The 26,834-nt window shown below is 54.5% G+C and carries 18 protein-coding genes; all 18 read right to left on the bottom strand.

What is annotated here, in order from left to right; translation table 11 throughout:
* Positions 1-29: 29 nt before the first annotated feature.
* The 18 genes from ACYVJM_RS09770 to ACYVJM_RS09685 all read right to left on the bottom strand — a co-directional run bounded on the left by ACYVJM_RS09770 (position 30) and on the right by ACYVJM_RS09685 (position 26,830).
* Complete coding sequence (locus tag ACYVJM_RS09770; protein ID WP_461148038.1) at positions 30-1,274, bottom strand: amidohydrolase/deacetylase family metallohydrolase; 1,245 nt, start codon at positions 1,272-1,274, stop codon at positions 30-32.
* Positions 1,275-1,483: 209 nt separating this feature from the next.
* Positions 1,484-2,707 (bottom strand): aminotransferase class V-fold PLP-dependent enzyme, encoded by a 1,224-nt coding sequence (locus ACYVJM_RS09765; protein WP_461148037.1) that lies wholly within the window; start codon positions 2,705-2,707, stop codon positions 1,484-1,486.
* A 29-nt stretch (positions 2,708-2,736) separates the two neighbouring features.
* Entirely contained in the window at positions 2,737-3,411 is a 675-nt protein-coding gene (locus tag ACYVJM_RS09760) for a carbohydrate-binding family 9-like protein (protein ID WP_461148036.1), read from the bottom strand.
* A gap of 88 nt (positions 3,412-3,499) precedes the next feature.
* On the bottom strand, positions 3,500-3,958 hold the full coding sequence (locus tag ACYVJM_RS09755; RefSeq protein ID WP_461148035.1) for a RidA family protein: 459 nt from the start codon (positions 3,956-3,958) through the stop codon (positions 3,500-3,502).
* A 200-nt stretch (positions 3,959-4,158) separates the two neighbouring features.
* Positions 4,159-5,721 (bottom strand): SusD/RagB family nutrient-binding outer membrane lipoprotein, encoded by a 1,563-nt coding sequence (locus ACYVJM_RS09750; RefSeq protein ID WP_461148034.1) that lies wholly within the window; start codon positions 5,719-5,721, stop codon positions 4,159-4,161.
* 18 nt (positions 5,722-5,739) lie between these two features.
* Positions 5,740-9,171 carry a SusC/RagA family TonB-linked outer membrane protein gene (locus tag ACYVJM_RS09745; protein WP_461148033.1) on the bottom strand — a complete coding sequence of 1,144 codons (3,432 nt, stop codon included), beginning with the start codon at positions 9,169-9,171 and terminating at the stop codon, positions 5,740-5,742.
* 205 nt (positions 9,172-9,376) lie between these two features.
* Positions 9,377-10,501, bottom strand: coding sequence for a FecR family protein (locus ACYVJM_RS09740; RefSeq protein ID WP_461148032.1), 1,125 nt, complete (start codon positions 10,499-10,501; stop codon positions 9,377-9,379).
* A 491-nt stretch (positions 10,502-10,992) separates the two neighbouring features.
* Positions 10,993-12,072 (bottom strand): dipeptidase, encoded by a 1,080-nt coding sequence (locus ACYVJM_RS09735; protein WP_461148031.1) that lies wholly within the window; start codon positions 12,070-12,072, stop codon positions 10,993-10,995.
* 63 nt (positions 12,073-12,135) lie between these two features.
* Positions 12,136-13,131, bottom strand: coding sequence for a 3-hydroxyacyl-CoA dehydrogenase family protein (locus ACYVJM_RS09730; RefSeq protein ID WP_461148030.1), 996 nt, complete (start codon positions 13,129-13,131; stop codon positions 12,136-12,138).
* Between the two features lie 14 nt (positions 13,132-13,145).
* On the bottom strand, positions 13,146-14,444 hold the full coding sequence (locus ACYVJM_RS09725) for an MFS transporter (protein WP_461148029.1): 1,299 nt from the start codon (positions 14,442-14,444) through the stop codon (positions 13,146-13,148).
* Between the two features lie 63 nt (positions 14,445-14,507).
* The gene (locus ACYVJM_RS09720; RefSeq protein ID WP_461148028.1) at positions 14,508-15,155 is read right to left on the bottom strand and encodes a bifunctional 4-hydroxy-2-oxoglutarate aldolase/2-dehydro-3-deoxy-phosphogluconate aldolase; all 648 of its coding nucleotides are present in this window, start codon (positions 15,153-15,155) and stop codon (positions 14,508-14,510) included.
* 62 nt (positions 15,156-15,217) lie between these two features.
* Positions 15,218-16,219: a 2-dehydro-3-deoxygalactonokinase gene (locus ACYVJM_RS09715; RefSeq protein ID WP_461148027.1), complete on the bottom strand. Its 1,002-nt coding sequence runs from the start codon at positions 16,217-16,219 to the stop codon at positions 15,218-15,220.
* A gap of 22 nt (positions 16,220-16,241) precedes the next feature.
* Positions 16,242-18,485, bottom strand: a complete 2,244-nt coding sequence (locus tag ACYVJM_RS09710; protein WP_461148026.1) for an outer membrane protein assembly factor BamB family protein — start codon at positions 18,483-18,485, stop codon at positions 16,242-16,244.
* A 21-nt stretch (positions 18,486-18,506) separates the two neighbouring features.
* Positions 18,507-19,487: a hypothetical protein gene (locus ACYVJM_RS09705; protein WP_461148025.1), complete on the bottom strand. Its 981-nt coding sequence runs from the start codon at positions 19,485-19,487 to the stop codon at positions 18,507-18,509.
* 83 nt (positions 19,488-19,570) lie between these two features.
* A complete protein-coding gene (locus tag ACYVJM_RS09700) occupies positions 19,571-21,046 on the bottom strand; it encodes a RagB/SusD family nutrient uptake outer membrane protein (RefSeq protein ID WP_461148024.1) in 1,476 nt (491 codons plus the stop codon).
* 20 nt (positions 21,047-21,066) lie between these two features.
* Positions 21,067-24,057 (bottom strand): SusC/RagA family TonB-linked outer membrane protein, encoded by a 2,991-nt coding sequence (locus tag ACYVJM_RS09695; protein WP_461148023.1) that lies wholly within the window; start codon positions 24,055-24,057, stop codon positions 21,067-21,069.
* A gap of 69 nt (positions 24,058-24,126) precedes the next feature.
* Positions 24,127-25,374 carry a galactonate dehydratase gene (gene dgoD, locus ACYVJM_RS09690; RefSeq protein ID WP_461148022.1) on the bottom strand — a complete coding sequence of 416 codons (1,248 nt, stop codon included), beginning with the start codon at positions 25,372-25,374 and terminating at the stop codon, positions 24,127-24,129.
* Positions 25,375-25,474: 100 nt separating this feature from the next.
* Positions 25,475-26,830 carry an enolase C-terminal domain-like protein gene (locus ACYVJM_RS09685; RefSeq protein ID WP_461148021.1) on the bottom strand — a complete coding sequence of 452 codons (1,356 nt, stop codon included), beginning with the start codon at positions 26,828-26,830 and terminating at the stop codon, positions 25,475-25,477.
* Between the last annotated feature and the right edge of the window lie 4 nt (positions 26,831-26,834).

Here is a 26,834-nt window from a genome sequence, read left to right as displayed (position 1 = left end):
GGTTGAGAGAAGGAAAAGGGTGGTGAACACTACTGTGCACGCGCAATGCCAATGCCATTCAGATCATACACGACTTTGCCGCCTTTAATGGTCATTTCGCATTCAAATTTCTGCTTGCCCATCATCTTGTAGCCAGTCTTGTCGTAAAAGCCGAACGTGCCCTGCCGCATGGAGAAAATAGCCACATCGGCAATGGCGCCTACGGATAAATGCCCCAGATTTTCGCGTTTGATGACTTGTGCCGGGGTCCAGGTGCTGGCTTTGATCACGCTGGGAATGTCTTCGCCCATGGCCACAAACTTGGACATGATGCTGAGCATGTCTTTCATGGAGCCATTCATACTGCCCGTGTGCAGATCGGTGCTGATGGTAGTCGGGTAAAATTTGGCTTTCACCGCCGGGATAGCCTGCGAGTAATTAAAACTCGCTCCGCCATAGCCCACATCGAACACGATGCCTTTTTTGCGGGCTTCCCAGACAAACGGCTTCACGGTTTTGGTCGCTTCATCCACAATCGTTTCGCGAACGTTGCCTTCCAGCAGGGTATAGGCGTGCGTAAAAATATCGCCCGGACGAAGGTGTTTCATGAAGAGCTCTTCGAGCGAGAGGGGTGGGTTGTTGCCGCCAAAATCAATAATAACGGGCATATTGGCGAGCTTGCCAGCCGCTACGGCATGGTCGACGGGTGCCCAACTGGGCCCCTGAAAGTGAGCTACTTTAAACCCGACGACGTCATTCTTGTTTTCGAGCGCCACTTTAGCGGCCATGTTGGGGTCCATGTCGGTGGTATCCTGCTCAAACCTGCCCCCGCGCATGCCTTCGCCTACGATGTTCATGAACGAGAGCACACGCGTTTTGGACGTAAAAATGATGTTCTTCTTAAATGTCTCGAAGGATTTCCAGCCCGCGCCCCCCGCATCGACAATGGTGGTTACGCCCACCCGAAACGTGAATCCATCGGGAGACACGGCCACCAGCCCGTTGCTCAGGTAATGGTCGGGCTCGGTGCCGTAGAACACGTGCCCGTGAATATCGATCAGGCCGGGCGTGACGTACATGCCTTTGGCATCAACCACCTGTCGGGCCTGTTTGGCATCAATGGACTTCGCTACCTGCGTCACTTTCCCATCGGTAATAGCCACGTCCATAACGGCGTCGATGTTGTTTTTTGGGTCGATCAGATGCCCGCCTTTAATGAGCAGGGTGTACGGCTGTGCCCAGGCCGAAACCGTCAGAAAAGAGAAAAGGGTTAGGAGTAAGTATCTGGATTTCATGGCTTAGGTTTTGTTGATTTACCCCACGGCAGCGGCCGACCGTCCCTAGCCCCTCCCTTCGAAATAAGGAGAGGGGAACAAGCCGGTTGTTTTTTAGCTTTCTCCAAACCGCGGTCATTACAACTGTAACTGGGCGGAAGGGAGGTATAGATCGTTTGTTTTTAACCCCTCCCCTTGAAAATAAGGGGAGGGGTTGGGGTAATTTACGCTTACACAGCCGCTTTTGTGAATTCTTCTTTCAGTCTTGCGGCTACAATTTTATCCTGGCCGGGTTTCAACATCCAGGTCGTCATGCTGATCCCGTTGGGTTCGCCCACGACTTCAATGGACGGGTTGCCGTTGCGCAGGTTTTCCTGTAAAGACTTCGTGGTCAGGTTGACCTTGCCCGTTTCCCAGGTGACGCGCATGGTAGGCGTATGGTTGCCGAGGGGCGGGGCGTAGGTTTCGATAGTAATGCCGTTGATCCCTTTGATGGCGTTGGAAATGACCGCTACCCGATCTTCCAGCATCTTCCATTCTTTCTGATGATCTGTGGTGATGAACTTGTCGAGGGCGACGTACATGCCCAGAATCTCTTCCTTGTTGACCTTCATACCCCGACCGATGGTTGAGCCACGGGGCGGCATGCTGAGCCGGGCCGCTGCGATGTACTGCTTTTTACCCATCAGCAACCCGGCACTTTGCGGGCCGCGCATGGCTTTACCGCCCGATACGCAAACCAGGTCGAAGCCCATGTCGTTGAATTTCCAGAGGTTTTCGACCGGCGGCACATCGGCGGCAATGTCGATCATGGTCGGGATGCTGTGCTTTTTGCCCAGATTTACCCACTCCTGGTGCTGAATCTGGCCCTTATCAGACTGAATGTTCAGGAACCAGAGCAGAGCCGTTTTGCTGTTGATGGCTTTTTCAGCTTCTTCCAGTGTTTCTACCTGAATGATTTTGCAGCCCGTATTGGTCAGCGCGTGTGAGTAACCGATGTTGTGCGCTTTCTGGGCAATCACTTCCGATTTCATGTCGGTACCTTCCAGATGCGGCAACATCTCCACTTTTTTCTGGTCCATGCCCGTGAGTACACCCGCCAGTCCCAGCGTCATGGCCGAGAAACAGCCCGCCGTCACCACTGCCGACTCGGCATGGGTTAGGGCGGCAATCTTCTCGCCAACTTTGGTCTGCACATCGTCCAGCATGACAAACTCTTTGGACGATGCGTTGATCGTTTCGATCACATCATCTTCCATGAGCGAACCCGTCATGGCGGTGTAGGTGCCAGCCGCATTGATAAAGGTGCGGAGGCCGAGTTCTTTCAGGACGTTGCGGGAAGCCGCCTTTGCCGGAGCCGCCAAAACCGATTCCAGTGGCGCTGCGCCACCGATAAAGCCACCCAGCAGGGGCATGGCCGATAGGCGCTTAATGAGAGATCTTCTATTGAGCATGAGAACGTTGGTTTATGTCGGTTATAGTCTTACTCAAAAATCAGCGTTCCGAACTTGTTGAATTCGTGAAAGCTGCCACTCGTTTTTTGCCACGACCAGGTTTGATAGCCTTTGTCGTAATCAATTCGGTACAGATTGCCCCGCCAGCGAGTGCCGGAAGTGGGTGGGGCCTGAACGATAGGATTCAATAATGTGTAGGGAATAAAAAACTCGGCGGTCCAGCCCTTGATGGTAGCCTTGCTCACCCTGTTGCCTCCCTGAATGCTGGTCGCGTGCTGCACCTTCGATTTGCCCGTGTAATGCCAGGGTTTCCAGCCCATGAACTTACCATTCAGGTTCGGTACCAATATGGACAGTTCGTAATTCAGGGGCGACAGTTCGTACTCGAAATAGATAGGCACCGACTGATCGGGCCAGAGAAACACTTCCACCACGTCTTCGTTATACAACGCCCCGAAATCTTCCTGTATCGTTGCCGTCAGCGTTTCGTCTTCGCACTGAAACAGGAAATACATACCCGTGCCGGAATACAGCGTTTTGGTCTTCGTTGCCAGATTTCGCCCGTCCGATTCCTGAATCGTGATGGGTACCCAACTGGTTTTTGCCCAGGCTTGGTTGTCGCCGTTTCCGTTCACCTGAAAGTCATCCGTTTTTCGAACAATCATCTGGGTTGATTCGCTGGTTTGGGCGGAAGTAGGTTGCATGTTTAGTGCGAGTAAAAAGACTAAAACAAGATCGGTGAGTTTCATGGGTACCAAACAGCTAGAAGCTGTTTGTGGCTAAAACACAGTACTATACATACGCGACACAATCAATTTCGACCCACGAATTACCGGGAACACCTGCGTGTACGGCTACCGTCGTGCGAACGGGCGGATTCTTGCCAAACCGACCCTTATACACTTCGTTCATGGCTTTGTAGTCCTTGAGGTCGTGAAGCAGCACGTTTACTTTCAGTACTTTGTCCATCGACGATCCCGCTTTGATAAGCTCTTTCTCGATCTCTTTCAGCACATGATCGGTATGCGACCGGATGTCGCCTTCAAAATGAGCCCCGGCCCCGGAAACGAATACCAGATTGCCGAGTTTCGTCGACCCCGAATACAGCGGGATATCATCCTGAGACACCACACCGGCCACTTCCTTTTTAGGTGTGGATGCGGCCAGCGTGCCGGTCGACGGGCTCAGTCCGGCAATGCCGGCCACCGATGCAAAAAAGCGTTTCAAAAGAGAACGACGCTGTGTTTTCATGTATTTATCAAAAAAGGAAAAGGGTATTTTTTAGGAACTTACTCTAATTTTAAGCCACTGCCTGTCAATTTATTAAAAAATATTAGAAACTGTGTAATGCATTGATTTTACCGGCAGAAGCTTAGCATTTGCAGAGCAGAGTGATGTATGATGTATGATGTGGTTCCAGGACCTGGAACCACATCATACATCATACATTACTACTTATCCCACCACACCACGCTGGAGAGCGTGTTTGTGCCGCCTTGCCGGGTACGTGCCTCAATGAAATTGGTTTTGTTATACGTCTCTTCCGAATCGGGGATCACGAAGCGTGTCGGGATTTTGCCGCCGGTGAGGTTACCCGGATAGTTGGTTGGCGTGAGTACCGGGTACCCCGTCCGACGCCAGTTAGAGAAGATCTCGTACTCATCTTCCAGAAACAGCGAAACCCATTTCTGCGTCTGGATTTGCTCCATCTGCTGCGCTATTGTCCCGCTGGCTTTGTACGGATTAGCTGCCAGATACGCATTGATCTTCGCTTCGGAAATCGTTCCGCCCGTTCCGAACAGCGACCATTGCCGCATACCGGCCCGCACGGCATTGGCATAGGCCGTTGCTGCGGTGGTGCCGCTGGACCAGCCACGAACGGCAGCCTCGGCCAGCAGCAGGTTCGTTTCGGCATTGCCAAATACGATGAGCGGGGTGCTGTATTTCAACAGGGTGTTGGGATTTGGCTCCGAAAATGAGTTGAAATTGGCGGGCAGGTTGTTGTAGGCCGCGTTAGGCATACCGCTTTGCAGGGCCGTTGTGGTGTCGGCGGTGAAGGTCTTGCCATCCGTGGTAGTCCACACAACCGAGATCACGTTCAGACGTGGATCTTTGGTATTTTTCAAGTAGTCGATGAACGTTTTGGCGTACTTACCGCCTTCCACATTGTCGCCACCGGGAGTAACGTAGTCGGTGCTGATAAGACCACTGGCAATGAAGTTCCGGCTGGCCGTCTGTGAGCCATCGACGTAAGCAATCACAGCGCGGTCTGCATCGTCCAGAATAACCCCACCGGCAATGGCTTTCTCACTCCAGGTTTTGGCCTGAGCCGGGTCTACTTCGGTCAGGCGCATACCCAGCCGGAGCATCAGCGAATAGGCAAACTTCTTCCATTTGGTGATGTCGCCCCCGTACATCAGGTCGGCGGTGCCAAACGTGGCTTTGCTGGCGTCGAAAGCGGCAATAGATTCATCCAGCTCTTTCAGCAGATCGGCGTAAATAGCCTGCTGGGTGTCGTATTTGGGGCTGTAATTTTTGGCGGAAAGGGCTTCTCCCGCGTTGAAATAGGGGATGTCGCCGTACATGTCCGTCAGGCGGTGGAAAATGTACGCCTTCCAGATACGAGCTGCCGAGCGCTTGTTCACATCGAGTGGGCTGGTCGACACCGCGTCGATCACCTGCCGGATGGATACTACCGCGCCCTGCCCGGCCCCGGTGCCTGCGTAGGCATTCCAGTTGCCGGTCGAGTAGCTGTAGTTGAAGTATTTGTCGCCCGCGGCCGGTACCTCTTTATAGGTGGCGAACTGCTGCATCGACTGGCCAATGGTCAGGTAAGCAGCCCCGGTGAAGTTGGTGCTTACGCCGTCCAGCTGCGCTCGCGTGAACAGGTAGCCGGGAACCACTTCCGAGTATTTATTCGGGTCCACGTTCATCTCCTCGAAGCCCTTGTCGCAGGCAGACAGGAGCAGGAGCATCGGGGCCACAATCAGTATTTTTTGGATCAGATTCTTCATCGTCAGAAAATTTTTTGGTTAGAATTTCACCATTAAGTTCACGCCCAGGCTACGGGTTCTGGGAACGCCAAACGCTTCCAGACCCTGGGCGTTGGTGCTCGTATAGCCCGATTCGGGGTCGAAATACTGATTCTTCTTGTCTTTGTAGAGAATAGCCAGGTTACGCGCCACAAACGAGATCGTGGCGGATTGAAGCTTCAGGAACGGCAACTTGGCAACGGGCAGACTGTAGCTCAAGATCACCTGACGCAGCTTTACGAAGTCGTTGTTGAACATAAACATGGCCGTGTAATTCTTGTCGTTGTCGTAATACGTATCGACCTCTTCCTTGCTCCATGTTTTGGTGTAGGGGGCACCCTCGGGCGTTACGCCCGTAACGGTGATGCCCGTTTCGCGGCCGGGCAGGGTCTCCTGCGGCAAACCAAAGCGGTAAGCGTACTGGTACAGGTTCGAGTACACGATGCTGCCGAATTTACCATCGACCAGCACGTTCAGCGAGAAGTTCCTGTAGCGGAAGTTGTTCGTGATCCCCATTGTGAGCGGGGGCGTTCCCTGGCCGATTTCCTGCAAATCACCACGCACGGCGTAACCGCTGGCGGTATTGAACACGACGTTGCCGTTGGCGTCGGTTTTCTTATTATAGCCCCAAACGGTGCCGTAAGGCCGGTCGAGCACGTTCCGAACCAGACCACCGCCCACACCCGCACCGACATCAATGCCGGTGATACCCGTGGCCAGTTGTTCGATCTTGCTCTTGTTGTAGGCCATGTTGTAGCTCACATCCCAGGAGAACGGGCCTCTGCTAACGGGTGTGCCGGTCAGCAGCAGCTCAACGCCTTTGTTGCTCAGCGCCCCCACGTTCAGCAGGGCCGAGGTGTAGCCCGACGACAGGGCGATGTTCGTCGTTACGATGTCGTCCGTCGTTTTGCGATTGTAGAGGGTGAGGTCGATGCCCAGTCGGTTGTTCAGGAATTTGGCTTCGATACCGCCTTCGTAAGTGGTCGAGGTCAGTGGCTTCAGGTCGGGGTTGGGTACCTGCGACGATGACAGCACCTGTACCGGCCGACCGTTGTGGCCGCCCTGCTGCATGGAGTAATACTGGTAGATCTGGTAGGCATTGACCGTAGCGCCACCCACCTGCGCCCATGAGGCCCGCAGTTTGGCAAAGCTCACCGCCTTAGGTAATTGGAACGCGTCTGACAGTATGAACGAGCCGCCGACAGATGGGTAAAAGATGCTGTTGCTTTTGGGGTTCAGCACCGAGAACCAGTCCTGCCGACCCGACAGGGTTAAATACGCTACGTTCTTAAACCCGAAATCGGCCGAGCCAAATACCGAGTTGATGGCGCTTTTCAGGTACGTTGGTGTCGTGGTCGATGTAGCGAGGTTGGTGTAGCTGTAGAAATACGGCACCGTAAATTCACTGCCTGCAATAACCGTTTGGTCGTAAATGCTCCGTTGGGCGTTCATACCGGCCAGTGCCGAAAAGGTCAAATCCTTGAAAAACGTGGTGTTGTAATTCAGGGTCAGCATGCCGTTGGTTTCCGACGAGGACGTTTTACGCGCTTCGTAGGTACCCAGCGGCTGATAAGCGTTATTGGTTGGCTGGACGTATTCCGACGAGAAGCTGTAGAAATCCTGGCTGACACTGCCTTTGATAAACAGGTTGTCCAGGATGTCGTAACGGATGCTTCCCTGGCTGATGAACCGGTGTTTGGTGTCGTTATTCTTGAACTTGTTGATCACGAAATACGGGTTCGGTGCGGCCGGAACGGGGTTCCATTCTATCTCTTTGCCCGTAACCGGGTCGTAACCCGGTGCCAGACTGCGAATGTCGACGACGTTGGCGATCAGGTACGTTGCCCAGTGCGGGTTGAAATCGGCATACCCTACTTTCGGGCGGTTGATCCCTTCTTCCACGTTGTACTGAAACACCGTTTCAACGCTCAGTTTCTTGCCCAGAAACGCGTTCAGGTTCAGGTTGGCGATCCGCCGGGAGAACGACGAGTTGGGTACAATGCTGTTCGACTGGGTGTTGTTCAGGCCCAGCCGGAAGTTCACGGTTTCGTTACCACCGGTAAACGCCAGCGAATTGATGTAGTTCGTACCCGTGCGGTAGAAGTTTTTCAGGTTGTTTTTCTGGGGAGAATAAGGGTGCAGTTGCCCATCCACCTGAATGGTAGGTAGCCCATCCATTTTGGCGCCGTATGAAAGGCGTCCGGTGCTTTTGGCTTCGGTCACGGTGGTTGGTTTTTTACCATCCAGACCCTGTCCGTATTCGTACTGCCAGTTCGGAATAACGGCAATATCTTCGAAGGTCGTGTTGCTGTTGATCTCCACACCAACTCCCTTTTGGGCGCGGCCTTTTTTGGTCGTAATCAGAATAACGCCATTGGAAGCGCGGGCGCCGTAGAGGGCAGCCGCCGGACCGCCTTTCAGAACGCTGATGGATTCGATATCGTCGGGGTTGATCCCGCCAATGCCGTCGCCCCGGTCCACGTTCATGCCGTTGCCGTCTGCGGTGGTGCCGCCGGGAGTGCTGTTGTCCATGGGCATGCCGTTGATAACGTAGAGCGGCTGGTTGTTGCCGTTGAGGGAGCCGTTGCCCCGGATGATGATGCGGCTCGATCCGCCGGGGCCGGTAGCCATACCCGTCGCGTTGACACCGGCTATTTTACCGGTCAGGGCGTTGGCCACATTGTTTTCGCGGGCCTGGGTGAATTCGCTGCCTTTCACTTCCGACACGGCGTAGGCGAGGGCTTTTTTCTCGCGGGCAATACCCAGCGCCGTCACGACAACTTCGCCAAGGGTGCTGGCTTCGGGGGCCAGCGTTACGCTGAGATTACTTTGATTGCCTACGGTGACCTCCTGCCGTTTATAACCAACAAAGCTGAACACCAGTACGGCGTTCTGGTCGGGAATTTCCAGCGAGAACGTACCATCGGCCCCCGTAGTGGTTCCTTTCTGTGCTTCTTTGAGCACGACACTCACGCCCGGCAGACCCGCTCCGTTTTCGTCGAGCACCACACCCGCTACTTTCCGTTTGGGGGCTTCCTGCTGGATGGGGGCTTTAATTTCGGAAGGGGATTCGATTCGTTTTAAGATGATGCGTTCCTGAACTACTTCATAGGTGACCTGATACGGGTTCAGGATCTTGTTCAGGACGTCGGAGAGCGGTTCGCTGCGAAACTTGTAGGTGGCTTTGGTATCTGTCCCGAAGATTTGCGGATTGTACATGAACTTGACGTTCGTGACGGTCTCCAGTTTGTCCAGCACTTTCTCGACATCGGCGTTAGACAGTTGAAGGGTTACTTTTTGCTCAAGCACTTTCTGCCCACTTACCTCGAAGGCGTAGGAGAAGGTGGCAAAAGCGACAGAAAGAAAGGCCTGGTAGATGCCAATGCGCATGATTTTCTGTAAAGTCTTTTGATAAAGTACTCGTTTTGACATAGTTTTGGCTTTTGTCGGTTGAAAAATTCGGCACAATAAAGTCCCGGTCCGCAATTTTTGCGGATATCGTAATGAGCTTAACGAGGGGCGATTTTGAAGGCGAAGATGTTAGCGCATCTCCGCCTTTTTTATGCGTATGTCGGTACGTTATTGATCATAGGCATCGAAGAATTAGTTAGGTTAGATGATAATTCGGATACAGGTATTAACAGCCATTGCTACTGATCTGGATAGTGCCGTCTACCTGCTTGTAGCTGGCGTTGATGGTCTTGCAGATCAGGTCCAGTTTCTCAAAAAGCGGTTCGTCCGTGAAGGCTGCGGTCAGGTAACAGGTTCGCATCAGGTCTTTGTCGAAGACGATCGACACGCCGTACGACTCCTCAAGGGTGGCAAACACATCGGCGATGGGTGTGCGTTTAAAAGCGAAAAGGGGCTTTTGCAGGGCTTGCTCCAGTAAAACCGGATTCTCGATCAGGCTCTTTTTTAGCTGTGTTTTCTCAGCCGAAAGCACAATCTGCTGATTGGGCGTTAGCACGATGCCGTCCAGCTTGAACGTTTCTTCTTTGGGGCGCTGCGCAATCTGTTTCTGAGTAAACACCGCTACTTTTCCCGTTCGGACCACCACTTTCATTTGACGGTCTCCATCGTAAGCCTGTACTGTAAAGCTGGTGCCCAGTACTTTGGTAACCAGCCCGTTGGCATACACATATAATGGTTTTGACGGATTTTTGACGACTTCAAAAAAGCCTTTCCCGGATAGATAGATTTCCCGTTTTGCTCCCGCAAACTCCCGGTCGTAACTCACGCGGCTCTTTGGATAGAGGGTAATGGTACTTTTATCGGGCAGATCGACCCGCAAGGGCCGGTCGGTGGTGTTGCTCACTTCCGACAGCGGCTCCGTAGCCTGTGCCACCAGCTCGCTATAGGTTTCCGGCGTTTTGTTGGCCGACGAGCGGAGTTGATACCAGCCAAACAGGCCGAGCATAAGCAGTACACTAGCCGCCATGCCGTAGCGAAAAGGCCCGGCCCGAAACCAGGGTACGGATATAACCGGTACCTCCCGATCGTCCAGCGCATCGTACAATCGGCTGATTTCTTCCTGAATTTCCAGTTCTGAAATCGGGAGCCGTTCGGCAACGTGTTCGCTGTATGTAGTGTGTAGGGAGAGCAGCAGTGAGGCTGCTTTATCGACCAGCTCGGTTCTGTCCGGGTTGTGATCCAGCCATGCCTGCCAGAATGCATCGGCCGCGGGGTCGTGGCTCAACTGCCAGCGTTGAAAAGACGAATCGAGGGCCAATTCTTCGGGTTCCAGATCCCTGTACTCCTGCATACACATGAATGCGCTATCGGTGCATTTGGAGGAAAGATGCAGAAGTCGTTGGCGAATACTCTCTTTTCCGAAACTTTATTTTAAAAAATTTTAAAATGACCCCGGATTACATCCGGGGCTATCCACAGTCAACCCCGACGGGGTTGGTATGGCCGTCCAAAACATGAGAACAAGCCCACTCGCATAATAACCCCTTAGGGGTTGACTATGGATAACCCCGGATGCAATCCGGGGGCAGGTGACCGTCCGGCGCGCGGTGCCACTCAGGAGTGGCACCGTGGACGCCCACCTCTCTCTCCCAACCCTGAAGGGGTTGACTGTGGATAACCCCGGATGCAATCCGGGGGCAGGTGACCGTCCGGGGGGCAGGTGACCGTCCGGGGGGCAGGTGACCGTCCGGGGGGCAGGTGACCGTCCGGGGGGCATGTGACCGTCCGGGGGGCAGGTGACCGTCCGGCGCGCGGAGGAAGTAACGTCCTCCATGACTGGGGTTAATGCCAGGCGTTTCGCAAAAACCGCAGCCAGTTCTTGTGGAAGATGTTTTCGATGTCTTCCTGTGTATAGCCGCGTTTCCTGAGGAGGCTGCTGAGGGTTTGCAGGTCGGCTATGGTGTCGAGGTCGCTGGGGGATTGCTCGATGCCATAGGTGCCGTCGAGGTCGCTGCCAATGGCGATATGCTGGCTACTGCCGGTGAGCTGGCAGATGTGGTCGTAATGGTCAATGATCGTTTCGATCGAAATGTCGAATTCGGTGGGGTTGCTGACCCGCTGGGTGAAGCCGGGTTTCATCATCCAGGCATCGAAGCACCCGCCAATAACTCCGCCCCGTTCCGTCAACTGCCTGATCTGGTCGTCGGTAAGCTGCCGTTGGTGGGGCACCAGCGCCCGGCAGTTGTGATGGCTCGCCCACACCGGACCTTTATACAAAGAAAGCGCTTCGGTAAAGCCTTCGTCGGTGAGGTGAGTGGCGTCGAGAATGATGCCCAGCCGGTCCATTTCTTTAATAAGTTCGCGTCCCTGTGCGGTGAGCGGTCCACTTAAGCCGGTGCCGGGCGCGTAGCGGCCGGTACTGTAATGTGCCGGGCCGAGGGCGCGTAAGCCGTAATTGTATGCTTTCTCCAGATACGATAGATTCACCAGCGAGTCGGCTCCTTCGAGACTAAGGATATAGCCAACGGGTTTGGTATCGTTCGGTACACTTTCGTCGAGCCAAAGGTTTACATGGCTATCGAGGGTGGCGCGATCCGTGATTTGTACCATTTCGCCCGTGTCGACCATGGTTTCGTACCACGCCCGCTGCGCCTGCGTCATGGCCCAGGCTTGTTCGGGGGAGTTCCAGCCTGCGCCGGGCAGGTTGCCGTTACTCTGGTTAAAACGGGCAATCTGCGTCGCTACGACCAGACCGATGTTACCCCGGCGGAGGTCGGGGAGAGAAACGGTGCCTTTGGCCCGGTCAATCTTGTCGGTCATGTCGGCTTCCTGTTCGCGGATCTGGTGGGCCGATAGTCGGTAGTCACGGTTCCATTCGATGGCGTTGAGGGCCATGTCGAGGTGGGCATCAATAATGAACATGAGGGTAATATTTACTGATCCAGTGCTGGCGCGGGTATTCACCCGCGCCAGCACACATACTAACTACTCTTCACTCTCCTTTTTCAGTTTGTTCTTCACCACATCAGCTGGGTATTTGAGGGCTAGCTGACGAATTTCGTAGCTGAATTCCTCGTAGGTTTCTTTCCATAGCTGAGCTTCTTCGGGCGTGTATTCATAGAAACCGTGGGCGTTCTGAACACCTTTGCCACCCGCTTTTACAATGTCGTCGATCAGTTTGGGTACTTCGGTTTTGTTGCTCAGGGTGGGGAGCAAATCTTTCATGACCGTATGGTAAGCCGGTACGCCCGTCAGGTCCATCCATCGGAATACACCTACGAGCGTCATCCAGTAACCCGTATTGTTTCGGCACGCGCGGTCTACATCCTCAACCGTTGCGTACCCGTTTTCGACCAGATTAAAAGCCTCGCGGTACATGGCGTACGCCAGCCGATTGGCAATAAATCCCCGGATGTCTTTGCGCACCAGCGTAGGTTCTTTAGCCCACAGATGCGACAGTTCGTAGAGCCATTCGGCAGTTTGCTGATTGCTCAGATCGCCACAGATGATCTCCAGAAAGCGGGTCGTATGTGAGGGTTCGGCCCAGTGTAAGCCCAGAAACCGCTCCGGTAACCGAATTTGCCGCTGAAGGATGCTGATCGGAATAGCTGAGGTGTTGCTGGTGATCACGGCATCGTCGCCAACGACGGCTTCGATCTTTTCGTAGACGGATTTCTTAATGTTGATGTCTTCGAGGGTGCATTCCAGCACCAGCTTGCAGGGCTTTAGCAGGGTGTAATCTTCCGTAATGGTCAGCTGTTCCAGGTAATGCTCGGAGCGTTGGGTGACCAGCCCTTTTTCGAAGGCTTTGGTCAGGTGTTCGCGAATGCGAGGCTCGGCCGTGTCCATGTCGGCGGGTAAGGGGGCAATGGCTACCACCGGATGCCCCGCAATGAGCAGGCAGACGGTAATGCTGCAACCCATCAGACCCAGCCCTACAACGCTCACGGGAATCTCGGCCGGATTTATTGGCTGGTGCATAGTTGGGAATTAATTTAGGTCAGCTCGCTGATGTCGACCTGTTTAGGTTTTCGGGTAAGGAGATGGATGATGATCCAGGCCGTCAGGTAGGTGAAACCACAAATGGTGAACAATACGTTGTAGCCTCCCGACAGATTTCCAGCCGCTTTGTAGGCGTCCAGCAAACGACCCACCAGCATCGGAAAGAAAATGCCGCCCACGGCCCCGGCCATCCCCGCTATACCAACGGCCGAACTGACCGCTTGTTTCGGAAATAGATCAGACGCCATCGTAAACACATTGGTCGCCCACGCCTGGTGAACGGCCACCGCCAGACTGATCAGGCCCACGGCTACCCAGACATCCGTCGCAAATTGAGCGAGGATAATGGATAATTCCAACCCGGCAAAGACGATAAGGACGGTTTTTCGGGCTTTTAGCGTGGGCCAGCCGCGTTTAATGAGCCAGGATGATAGAAACCCGCCCCCAATGCTGCCCACGGTGGTGGCCAGATAGATGAGCATCAGTTCCAGACTTGGTTTTTTGAGGTCCAGCTTGAAAGTCGACGAGAAATAGGAGGGGAGCCAGAACAGGAAAAACCAGTAAATGGGGTCGATAAGTCCTTTCCCGGTGATGAGCGCCCAGGTTTGCGGAAAAGTAAACAGCTTGAACCACTTAATGGACAACTTTTTTTCCGTTTCAGCTTCCTGACCGCTGGTAATGTACTCATATTCTGCTGCCGACAGCCGTTTCTGTCGGGCAGGAACTTCATAGAAGATCAGCCAGAAGATCAGCCACACAAAGCCCATTGCCCCTGTAATCCAGAATACTTCCTGCCAGCCGTAGTGATTCAGTATCCATGGAACGATGAGCAGGGCTGCCACCACCCCAATGCTGGTACCGGCGTTAAACAGCCCCGTTGCCAGCGCCCGTTCTTTCTGCGGAAACCATTCGGCCACGGTCTTCACCGCGGCCGGGTAATTTCCTGCTTCGCCCAACCCTAACCCAACGCGGGCGAGGCCGAAACCAAATGCACTGCGGGCCAGTGCGTGCAGCATACCCGCCACGCTCCACCATACGATCGTAACGGCATACCCTACTTTCGTCCCCACCTTATCGATAAACCAGCCAAAGGCCAGTAGACCAACGGCATACGCTGCCGTGAAAGCGATCACGATATTGGCAAACTGGGTTTCTGTCCAGGCAAATTCAACTTCGAGAATGGGCTTCAGAAGGCCGATGATCTGGCGGTCAAGGTAATTGACCGTAGTAGCGGTGAACAGCAAAAGGACAATGATCCACCGATAATTGTTGGTTTTAGTAGTAGTAGTCACAGGGGTAGGGTTTAGAGATAAAGGCTGGCGCGAGTATTCTCTCGCGCCAGCGCCACAGCGCCATCAAATCCGTGCCTTCTTCATGCGTTCGACAAAATCCTGTAAATGCTTTTTTAGCCCCTCCCAGTCTTTCTGCTTAATAAGTGCCTTATCGAACAGGTGGCTGCCAATCCCCAGCCCGTCGGCTCCGGCGCTGAAGTACGCGGCCATGTTGTCCAGACTGATGCCACCCGTGGGCATAAGTTTGAGTTGACTGAGGGGAGCTTTCAAATCTTTTATGTAGTCGGGGCCAAGTGAGGTGGCCGGATAAATCTTGACCATCGACGCCCCCAGCGACCACGCTTTGTAGATTTCTGACGGGGTGAAAGCACCCGGAAAAATGGGTACACCACGCTTCACACAGGCTTTGATGACTTTCTTGTCGAGGATGGGCGTGACGATGAACTGAGCACCAGCGGCCAGCGCTTTATCCAGGTCGTCCAGTGTGCAGACCGTTCCGGCACCGATATTCAGCCCCTCACTATGGTATTTAACCGCATTTTGGATGATGGCCTCGGCAAAGTCGGTATTCATCGTGACCTCGATGGTGGTTAAGCCAGCTTCCCGATATACGGGCATGATATGATGAATATCGTCGGGTTGAAGACCCCGGATAATGCCTACGACGGGCGCTTTGGAAAATAGCTCCCAGGAAAAGGGTTGTTGACTCATCTGGTTGGTTACTGATGATTGATTACTGGTGATTGAGTTTGTGGTTACTCTTAGACGCCTGATTAGCCAATAACCAATTGGTTTTGAGCGATTTTTACCTGTCCGGCGATGGTTGCTTTGTCGATTAGATCGGACGAAATCGTGGTCGTTCGGTCGCTCAGCTGCAGCTCTTCCATAGCCAGTTTGTACAACTCATACAGGTTGTTGCCACTGCACAAAATTAATTGAGACTGCGGCTGGTTGAGGAGCGTTTTAAGTTCGGCACCAATCAGCAAGCCGCTCAGGTAAAGCGTATTGTCGGGTTTGTTCAGCAAACCGAATAATTGATTAGTCCGAACCCGGAACAAACTGTTGAGGATAGAGGATGAATCCGATTCGTTGATGCCTGATTTAAAAGCATCAAGTTGATCGTTCGTGAATGTCGTCAGTTGCGTTGGCGCTATCGAATCTTTCAGAATACTGTAATGCGCCATAAGGTTAAAGACTTCGCCCGTCATGAACGTTTGAAAATCAATCACCTGTTGATTTTGTATAAAGATATGCTTCGAATGGGTGCCCGGAAAGATCAGAATCGACGCGTCGGCGGCAACGTGCAGTGTATCCAGCAGGGCCAGCAGTCCGATTAGCTGCGTCTCTTCGCCACGCATGACATCATGCTCCGTCCGAACGCCCGAAATCAGGGTTATCTCATGAGGAAAATTCACCTGTTTGGGTAGTCGCTTCGTACTGGACAGGCTGCCATCGACCGGAAAAGGCAGGGTGGCGTACGGCACTTCGGCCATGCCAATGGACGATGACGCCATGCCCGAAATGACAATAGGAATGCCAGTCAGATCGATGCCCACTTTGGTCGATAACTGGTTGATCTGACGCTTCAGCTGGCGCCGAAAAAACTGCTCTCTGGGCAGCGTTGCGCCATCGCCAATGGCTTTCCAGGCCGTGAAGGTGTTGGCAATCCCTTCCTGCGACGTAATCTCCCCGATAAGTTGATGGTCTGAGCTGTCTATGAGCCGTAGTCGAAAAGAGGACGTCCCCCAATCACACCCTAATAGATAGTTTTTCATTACTGCTTCTTTTTTGTACGACTTACGGCAATGCAAATGCGACATACGAGCCACCGGGCTTGAGTCCGTAGCGGGTTCCGCCCGCGGCAATGACAATATATTGCTTTCCGTTGACCATGTACGTGATGGGCGTGGCGAAACCACCGGCGGGCAGGGTGTACTCCCACACGATTTTACCGGTTTTCCTGTCGAAGGCCCGAATCTTCTCATCATACGTAGCCGCAATAAAGACCAGGCCACCCGCCGTGACAATGGGGCCTCCGTGGTTCTCGGTACCGGTGGGCGGAATGCCTTTCTTCGTCAATTCAGGGTATTCGCCCAGCGGAACCTGCCAGAGGTACTCGCCGGTATTCAGGTTAATGGCATTGAGCGTGCCCCAGGGCGGTTTGATGGCCGGGTAGTTGTCCTGATCCCGAAACTGGGTGTTGCCATTGTTCAGATAGGGCGGACTGTACGGGAAATCGGCCCCCTCGGCGGTCGGCGTGTTCACCACGGAGCTATGCAGATCATTACTGGCCGAAGCAGTTGCGGCCGGTTTCGTCTCCTGTTTCAGCAGGAACCGGATAATGGCTTCCCGGTCGTCGGCAGACAAGTGACCGAAGGAGGGCATCCGTCCCCGGCCGGTTACCAGAATAGACGCGATCTGCTCTTTCGTCAATCGCTTGCCAACATCCGTTAAATTAGGGTAAGCCTGTGCCGTTTGACTGGCTCCCCCCGATTTTTCATTCGCGGCATGGCAAACGGCGCAGTTGGTATTGAACAGGCTACCACCCCGCGTCAGGGCTACGCCATCGGCCTGCGCGCGAACATCCCGCATCTTGAGCCACCACAGCATAGTGTTGGCATTCTGGTAGAGAATTCCGTCCGGATCGGCGGCATTGCCTCCCCATTCGGCCCCGCCACCGAATCCGTAGTACAGGGTGCCTTCGATGCTCGGCGGCATGTATTTGCTTCCGTGCCGACTGTTCCGGTAGCGGTCCAGAACGTAGGCATGGGCTTCGGACGTGCGGGTGGTTATCTCGCTCTCGGTCAGCTCCTGCCGAACGAACGGAGCCGGTTTGGTTGGTACGGGCTGCGTTGGCCAGGGCTTTTCGCCGGGTAAAGCAGGTGATGTCATGACGGGGACTTCGTTGACGGGAAAGAGCGGCTTGCCCGAATCCCGGTCGAGGACGAATACATAGCCGTCTTTGGTCGCCTGCGCTACCGCTTCGACCATTCGGAGCCGACCATCGGGGCCTTTATGCTTTACGGTGATGAGGTTGGGCGGACAGGGCAGGTCGCGATCCCACAAGTCGTGGTGAACGGTCTGGAAATGCCAGATTCGCTTGCCGGTGGTGGCGTTCAGGGCAATTACGCAGTTGGCAAAGAGATTCTGGCCTTCCCGCGCACCTCCGTAAAAATCGACCGAGGGTGAGCCGGTACCGGCATACACGACCCCCCGCTTTTCGTCCAGCACCATACCTGCCCAGCAGTTGGCCCCGCCCAGCTTTTTGTAGGAATCTTTGGCCCAGGTTTCATAGCCGTACTCGCCCGGTAGCGGAATGGTATGGAATACCCAGGCGAGTTTGCCCGTCCGCACGTTGAACGCCCGGATGTAGCCCGGTGGCGCGTCGCCCCCTTCGTTAACGGCCGAGCCGGTGATGAGCATGTCCTTGTAGATGACGCCGGGTGTCGTAACGCGGATAGAGAGGTTCGCCACGTCGTGGCCGATGGTTTCCTTATCGCCAAGTCCTTCGTGCAGATCGACCTTTCCCTGCTTGCCGAAGCTCTCGACGGGCTTACCGGTGTCGGCATTGATGGCATACAGAAAGGAGCCCACAGTGTAGAGTACCCGTTTGTCGTTGCCATCTTCCCAGTACATCACCCCGCGCATGGGATGAAATCGGGGCTTAGTGTCGGGGTCGGCAAAGGGGTCGAACTGCCAGTGCTGTTTACCCGTCGCGGCATCGACGGCAAAGAGTTTCAGCCGGGGCGAGGTGCCATACAGCACACCTTTAACAACGATGGGCTGGCACTGAATGTCCATGCCCCGCTGAGACCCGTCTTTATTGTCGCCCGTTTCGTAGCTCCATGCCAGCTTCAGGCTTTTTACATTCTGCGTGTTGATCTGCGTTAATTTCGAGTATCGGTTACCGGCATTGTTACCGCCATAAGTTGGCCAGTCGTCGTTGGGGGGCGACTGGATAATTGACTTCGGATCGTCTTTCAGGGGTATGAAACTTCCCAGAATAAGCAGACCGAGTATAGGTTTCAGGAATGTATTCATGGATTTGTTGAAGAGGTACGGCTACTTGCCTTTCTCATAAAATTCATACTGTATTCTCCAGGTCACTTCTTTTCCGGGGGCTGCTTCCAGCCGGATGTAAGGTTCCGGGCAGGAGGTGGTGGCGCAGGCCCAATACACCAGTTTTTCCATGGGGCGATCGCTGGTAATGTGGACACCGGCCCCCGTCTTCTGGTTTTCGATGCGGATGTCGTAATCGTCGGGAGTCGGACGAAACCCCTGCACGCCAGCCGTATAAACATTCTCTTTTTTCTCCAGATTGCGGGCGTAGATAAACCGATTTCCCTGGGGTACAATGACGCTCCCGAACCCTTTTCCTTCAGCTTTAGCGTCGTATGGAAACAGAATTTCGATGCCGGGACCGGTGGGCTCTTTGTCGATGATAAAGAAGTTATGGTCGTACACGCTCGTTTGGATGGGTAATTTGCCGGTGTTTTTGAGGCTGTGCTCCAGCACCATTTCCGGTTTCCCTTTGGTGAGCTTTACCGTTTTGCGATACACATAGCCGTAGCCCGTCGGGTCGTTCAACTCGTGGGTAAATTCAATGCGGTCTTTGCGCCGTTTGACACGCCATTTGCCGTGATCGGCCACGTCGTAGTAGGTAGCAAAGGTGTAGGGTTTATCGGCGGGTTTACGAAGGGTGCCCACGCCAATCTTCACGAACGTATCCCCGGCTTTGGCTTCGGCGTAGCCCAGGGGCGTAAACTCTTCGGCGGGTCCATTGATGGCGTCGTGCATCCTGGGGTCGTAGTTCTCAAACCACTGGTCAACGAAACTATGCCCGTTGTAGGTCAGGCTCTTAAACGCTCCCGCCCAGTCGAAACGCGTACCCTGATAATAGCCCTGCTGTTCATCCGGCAGGTAAAGCGTCGTTTGGATGATGCTATTGGATAGGTCAGCCTGCGGCCCGTCGGGCGAGGGCATGATCGTGCTGCTTAAGCCAATCAAGGCAAAGGCCGGGATGAGAATGCGTTTTAGGGTCATTTGGTGGAGTGGGTAAGTGGTGGAGTGGGTGTAATGTTCGTGGTGTCAGGTCTGAGGACCTGACACCACGAACATTAGACTCTCTAATTCAAGTTCGGGTTCAGCGACGTGTCACTGTACGGTAGCGGGAACCAGTAATTGGCTTTCGTGATCGCTTTGATCGGCTGTAAGTCGTCGGGGCTCTTTTTGGCATTGGCCGCTTCCACCTGTTCGAGCCGGACGAGGTCGAACCAGCGGGTGCGCTCGGCGGCAAACTCCCACGCCCGTTCCTCCACTACGGCATCGGCGAACTGGCTGGCGGTCAATCCATCGCCGGGAGTCAGCGCTTTCGTTCCGGTGGCCCGTCCCCGTAGTCGTACCTGGTTGAGCGCATCATAGGCCGCCTGATCCGGGCCACCGGTGCCCCGTGCTTTGGCTTCGGCATAAATGGTCAGCACGTGGGCGTAGCGCATCATGACCGATGGCAGCGAAATGCTCGACGTTACGATGTTGCCTTTGATATACCACTTCTGGTAGTACGGGTGCCGGGTCAGGCTTTGCTGCCACGGAATGGTGCTGGTGCCGAGGCCAAACTGCGTCCGAAACGTCTTGTCTTTTCGGGGACCTTCGGGAAAGGTATTGAAGAAATTCAGCTCCGCAAACATATCGTCCCAGCCGCCTTCTTCGCCGGGCATGGCGGTGTTGCCATAGGTCGCATTGGCCGTACCACTGCCGGCTGCAAAGCCGCTGATCTGATAGACCGATTCTGGAATGATGGACACTGCCGGGTCGTTGTCGAAGACGGCGGCAAAAGTGGGCATCAGCTGAAACCCGTACAGCGCACGGTTGTCGATGACCTCTTTGGCTTTGGCCGCTGCCAGATCATATTTGTCGGTTTGCTTCAGGGGCCAGCCCGCCATTGTCAAGTATACATCGGCCAGAAAAGCCTTCGCTGACCCCGCGTTTGGCCGACCCGGATCGCGCCGGGTGTTGGGCAGCATGGTTTCGGCTTTCTTCAGATCGGATACGATCAGATCATACACCTGCGCCACCGTCGATTTTTTGATGGTCAACAAACTGTCCGAGTATTCACCTGCCGTAACGAGGGGAATGTTGCCATAAAAGCGCGTGAGCCAGTAGTACGAAAAGCCCCGGATAAAATAAGCTTCGCCCGCAATGATGTCGATCGTTGCCTTGGTGCCTGCCGTTTTCGAATAGTTATTAATGACGTTGTTCGCGCCCTGAATGGCTTTATAACAGCCATTGTACACCGCCCCCGACCGTTGGTTGGTGGTCGACACGTTGAACTGGTCGAACTCCCGCCAGTCGGCCTTGTTGCTGGCCGGGTGAGTGGTCACGTCGTCGGCTCCCAGCACAGCCGCATTGGCCGACGGGTGAATAAATCCGTACGACCATTGGGAGCCAAGTCCTTTATAAGCCCCCGTCAGTGCCGATTCCAGCCCATCCTGCGTGGACAGTACATTGGGGCCGTAGAGCAGGCCGGTGGTGTCTTCGTTGAGGTAATTTTTGCAGCCCGTTGTCAGAGCCGCAGCGAGTAAACAGATCAATATTTTTTTCATACTGGCGAAGAGTGAGGGGCTTAGAAACCGAGGTTCAGGCCGATGGTGTAGGTTTTTGAGTTAGGATAAGAGCCGTAGTCGATGCCAATAGCGGTATCGGTACTGGAGCCAACGCTGCTCGACTCCGGGTCCGGGCCTTTGTATTTTGTGAACGTCAACAGGTTGGTGGCGCTGAAGAACACCCGTGCATTCGCCTTATTTTTAAGCACCGACGCCGGTAGGTTGTACGACAGACTTACGTTCTTGAGCCGGACGAAACTGCCATCTTCCAGGAATCGGCTGGATTGCGTAAAGGGCTGGTACGTTCTCGTAAAGGCGGGTACATCCGAGGTTTCGTTACCCGGCCGATAGTAATCCCGGATTTCAGACAGAATAAACTGCCGCGCATCGCCCGCGCCCGAAAGTGCAGCCGCCCGCGTGTAGTTGAGTTTATCGACACCAAACACGCCGTTAAAGAAAACGTTCAGCGTCAACCCTTTGTAGCTGAAGGTGTTGTTCCAGCCACCGGTGGCTTTCGGAAACGCCCGGCCAATGATCTGAAAATCGTCGGTTGTAATGGAGTTGTCGCCGTTGAGGTCCTGGTAATGCGGATCGCCGGGAACGCGTCCGAATTTAGCCGCCAGATCCGATTCGTTGGGTTTGAAGGTGCCGAGGTATTTGAGTCCCCAGTACGACCCCAGCGGTTCGCCGGGCATGAGCATAAACTCGTTGGTGGTCGACATACCCGCGCCTACGCCGGTGCCGGTGCCCAGCCGGGGCAGACCACCCAGACTGATGACCTGATTTTTCAGGGTAGAAAAGTTCAGGTTCGTTTCCCAGCGGAAGCCGCCTTTGTCGAAGGGCGTTCCACCGAGCGATAACTCAAACCCTTTATTCTCGATTTCGCCCACATTTCGGGTCTGCGTACCGCCACCGGCATAACTTGGCAAGGCAACATTCAGCAGCAGATCGGTGGTGTTTTTCTTGAAGTAATCGGCTTCAAAGCGCAGGCGTCCGTTGAAAAATTCCATCTCCAGACCTACGTCGGTCTGTTTGGTCGTTTCCCATTTAAGGTTCCGGTTGCCCTGATTGCCCTGAATCACACCCGCCACAGCCGCCGTGTTGTTGAAAGCCACAAAGGTGGTGTTGTAGGGCGACAGGGTAGCGTAGGGATTGATGGCCTGGCTGCCTGTCATGCCCCAGCTACCGCGAAGTTTCAGGTTGCTGAACACATTCATTTTCTTGATGAACTCCTCTTCTGATAGTCGCCAGCCCAGCGCCAGTGAGGGGAAAACGCTGTTTCGGTTCTCGGGGCTGAACTTCGACGAGCCATCCTGCCGAACGGCCGCCGTCACCAGGTACTTGTCTTTGAAGGCGTAATTCACCCGGCCCAGCAGCGAGAGCAGCGTCCATTTCTGAAAGCCGGAGCCTACCGAAGCTGCCGAGTTGCCGCCGATGTTGTTGTAGCCGAGTTGCGGAAAGCGCAGCCCCGTAGCCGTAGCCGTGAAGTTATTATCCGTGAACTGCTGCGTTTCCAGCACCGCCACCGCGTTGATGGAGTGGTTACCAAAGGCGGCTGTATAGTTCAGCGAGTTCGTGTTCTGCAAGGTCACCTGCTCCGATGAGTAGCGGCTGGCGCTTGGGTTGTTGTTGGACAGCCGTTTGCCCGAAAAGTTCAGGTTTTGGGCGTTCAGGTAGTTGACCGCGTACTGCAAATCCAGCGTGAGCCCTTTGATGGGAAGCTTGTAATTCAAACCGCCGTTGACGTTGATGGACGACCGGTCCAGGTCGACGGCCTGATCGTAGAGGTAATCAATCGGGTTTCGATACACCGAACCAATGGGGTCAGTGAATGTGGGCTGTCCATCCGATCCGTAAGCGGGGGTAGTAGGTGCCCAGGCCAGTGCCTGAATGATAGCCCCGCCCCCGTTGGTGTTGTGGTTACGGGACTTCGTACCCCACAGATTCAGCCGCAGCGAGAGCTTGTCGTTGATCTGGGTATTCAGGTTGGTGCGCAGAATATACCGTTTAAAGCCGCTGTTTTCGACAATTCCGTTCTGGTTGACGTAGTTGCCGGAAATGAGAAAGGTTGTTTTGTCGCCACCACCCGACACGGTGATCTGGTGCTGCTGGCCGCTGCCTGTGCGAAAGACGATGTCCTGCCAGTCGGTGCCGCCGTTTTGTTTAAACTGGGCGATCTGGTCGGTAGTAAAAGGGAGGTTGGAGCCGGTGGCCGTAGCGCGGGCGTTTACGATCTCGGCAAATTCACCGGCGGGCAGCACGTCGTATTTCTTGATAACACTCGATACGCTGCCCTGCCCTTCGTAGTTTACTTTAATACCCCGTGCTCCTTTCTTGGTCGTGATAATCACCACGCCATTGGCCCCGCGACTCCCGTAGATGGATGTCGAAGCGGCATCTTTCAGTACCTGAAGGGTTTCAATATCGCTGGGATTAATAAAGTTGAAATCAGCGCCGACGAATCCATCCACCACATATAATGGGTTGTTGCTTCCCAGCACCGAGTTGGCTCCCCGAATCCGGATGCGGGCATCGCCACCCGGTGCCCCCGTTGCCTGGGTTACCTGTACGCCAGCCGCGCGGCCCTGCAAGACCTGATCAATGCGGGTAACGGGCTGCTGGGCAAATTCTTTTGTCGAGATGGCCGACAGCGCACCCGTAACGTCCGTTTTACGCTGCGTACCATACCCTACCACAACTACTTCGCTGAGTGTTTTCTGGTCTTCTGCCAGCTGAACATTAACAACCGAGCGTCCATTGATCGCTACTGTCTGACTCACATAGCCGATATTCGAAAACACCAGTGACCCGTTGGCGGGCGCATTCAGCGTAAAAAGACCCGTTGCATCAGTGGCCGTACCCAACGTGGTCCCACTCACCTGAACGTTGACGCCCGGCAGTCCCTGATTGTCCGGGCCGATGACCGTACCCGTGATTCTGGCGTTCTGTGCGAAGGCATAGCCCCGGCATAGCAGCAACAGAAAAAAGAAAAGCTTTACATGTTTTTTCATGAGGAAATTGATTGAGTAAAAGGTGATTAATTGTGTTGGAGTAGCTTTGCAAGAGGGTTATACTCATGCTTACCAGTCCACTACCGAGCCGTCGAGTGCATTGTACGATTCGGGGTTTTTCCAGTCGTGGCCGATCTTGTCTTTCAACTGCGCTTCGTCCAGTTCGACGCCCAGGCCGGGGCCCTGCGGAATCATGACGGTACCGTCTTTCTGTAGCTTGAACGGGTTCTTGATGTAGCCTTCCCCCAGCGACACCTGCTCCTGCACCAGAAAATTGGGGACACTTGCGGCCAGTTGCAGACCAACAGCCAGCGAGATTGGTCCCATCGGGTTGTGCGGGGCAATCGGCACATAATACGCTTCGGCCATGCCCGCAATCAGGCGGCCTTCTGTAATGCCGCCCGCGTGGCAGAGGTCGGGCTGAACGATGCTGACAGCTTTTTTCTCCAGCAGTTCGCGGAAGCCCCATTTCGTGAAAATTCGTTCCCCGGCGGCAATGGGCAGGTGAGTGCCCCGTGCAATGTCGACCATCGTATCCACGTTCTGCGCCTGGCAGGGTTCCTCTACAAACATGGGCTGGTAACGCTCCAGCTCTTTGATCAGGATTTTGGCGGTCTGGGGCGGAATGCTGCCGTGGAAGTCGATGGCAATGTCCATATCGTCGCCACCGGCCTGCCGTAATTCAGCAAAATTATTAATGGCGTTGCGGACGAAACGGGGGTTCTCGACAATGTTAGCCGGATCTTTTTTAAAGACTCCCGTTTTGATGACGGTATAGCCTTCGGCCTTCCGTTTCTTAATCTCCTCGCCCGAACTGGCGCGTCCGTACACGCGCACCCGGTCGCGGGTGGGGCCGCCGAGCAGTTCGTAGACCGGCACATTCAGGAGCTTGCCTTTGATGTCCCACAGGGCGTGGTCGATGCCGCTCAGGGCGCTGGTCAGGATGGGACCACCCCGGTAAAATGCGTGGCGGTAAATGGCCTGCCAGTGATGAACGATATGGCGCGGGTCTTTCCCGATCAGGTAAGGCTCCACTTCCTTAATGGCCGTCTGGATGGTCAGCGCCCGCCCTTCGAGCAGCGGTTCACCCAGCCCGACAACGCCCACATCGGTATGGATTTTTAGAAAGATCCAGCGCGGCTTCACCAGAAAGGTTTCCAGTTTGGTAATCTTCACCTTGCTGTAATCGGCAAAATGCCCCGGGTTGGCCGCATACGACGATTTCGGGAGCGTCATGGCCGTCACGCCCGTCACACCCAGCACCGACTGGATAGCCGCCCGGCGAGACATGCCCGGTTTTTTGTTTGATGATTTCATTTGGGTTTAGGGGAGTTTAGTGGTGGAGTTGGTGGAGTGATGGAGTTGGTGGAGTCTGTGGTGTCGGGTTCTTAAATCCGACACCACAGACTCCACTAAATCACGGTCTGATGATCGTTCCATCCATCTTCCGTACCTGCCAGTTCGACTTGGTCGTGATCGGGTATTTGGCGGCTTCTTTTTCGTTGATGTCAACCCCTAAACCCGGCACCTCGTTGACCGACATATACCCCTTGTTCATCGTGGGGCAACCGCTGAAAACGGCCTGTGTCTTTTCCGAGAACTGCACCGCTTCCTGAATCCCGAAGTTCCAGACCGCGAGGTCGATGTGTGCGTGGGCGGCATGACCTACCGGCGACACATCGCCCGGTCCGTGCCAGGCGGTGCGCACGTTGAACCACTCGCCCAGCCGCGCTACTTTCATGGCTGGGGTAATACCGCCGATCTGCGAGACGTGAATCCGGATATAGTCGAACCACTGGTTCACCATCGGCTCCTTGAACTCGTTGATGTTGTTGAACAGCTCACCCATCGCAATGGGCACGGTGGTCGTCTGCCGCAACTGGGCAAACCACTTCATGTTTTCGGGCGAGAAGGGATCTTCAATAAAGAAAGGCCGGTATTCTTCCACCTGCTTGATCATGTTGATGGCTTCCATGGGTTGCACACGCTCGTGTACGTCGTGGAGCAGTTCGATCTCCTCGCCACACTCTTTACGAACTACGTTAAACATCTTGGGCACCGATTTGAGGTAACCCATTACGTTCATGTACGCGTCGCCCTCATAGCCGAAGTTGGCCGCTTTGAAGTCAGGCTTGTCGACGGTGCTACCGACGCCACCGTAGCCGCCCTGCTGAATGCGAATGTACTTGAAGCCTTGTTCCATGAACTTCTTCACGCTGTCGGCACAGGCTTCGGGGGTGTTGCCGCCCGCGTGGGTGTAGCAGGGGATGGCGAAACGAACCTTTCCGCCCAGCAACTGATAAACCGGCATATTGGCCCGTTTGCCCTTGATGTCCCACAAAGCCTGATCCAGGCCGGAGAGAGCGTTGTTCAGAACGGGCCCATTGCGCCAGTAGGAACTGACGTAGGCCGACTGCCACATGTCTTCGATGTTGTCGACGTCCTTGCCAACGCAGAAGTCATTGAGGTAGCTATTGATGGCGACAACGACGGCGGCAGCGCGCTGGGTGAAGGTGGCACAGCCAAGGCCATACAGACCGGGTTCAGTAGTTTCCACTTTTACCACGATCAGATTCGAGCCCTGTGGTGCGGTGGCGATGGCCTTTACACTTTTGATCTTGACGGGTGCCAGCCCTTTGGCATACTGCGGGGTTCCCTGCTGTTCACGAGCTTCGGCGGTGGAGATGCCACCAAACAGACTTAACAGACCGGCCGAGGAGCCGAATCCAAGCATTTTCAATGTGTCGCGACGACTTTGGTCAGGTTTATTCATTTGA

This window comes from Spirosoma pulveris (assembly GCF_054781875.1).
This window is presented reverse-complemented; position numbering and strand designations above follow the sequence as displayed.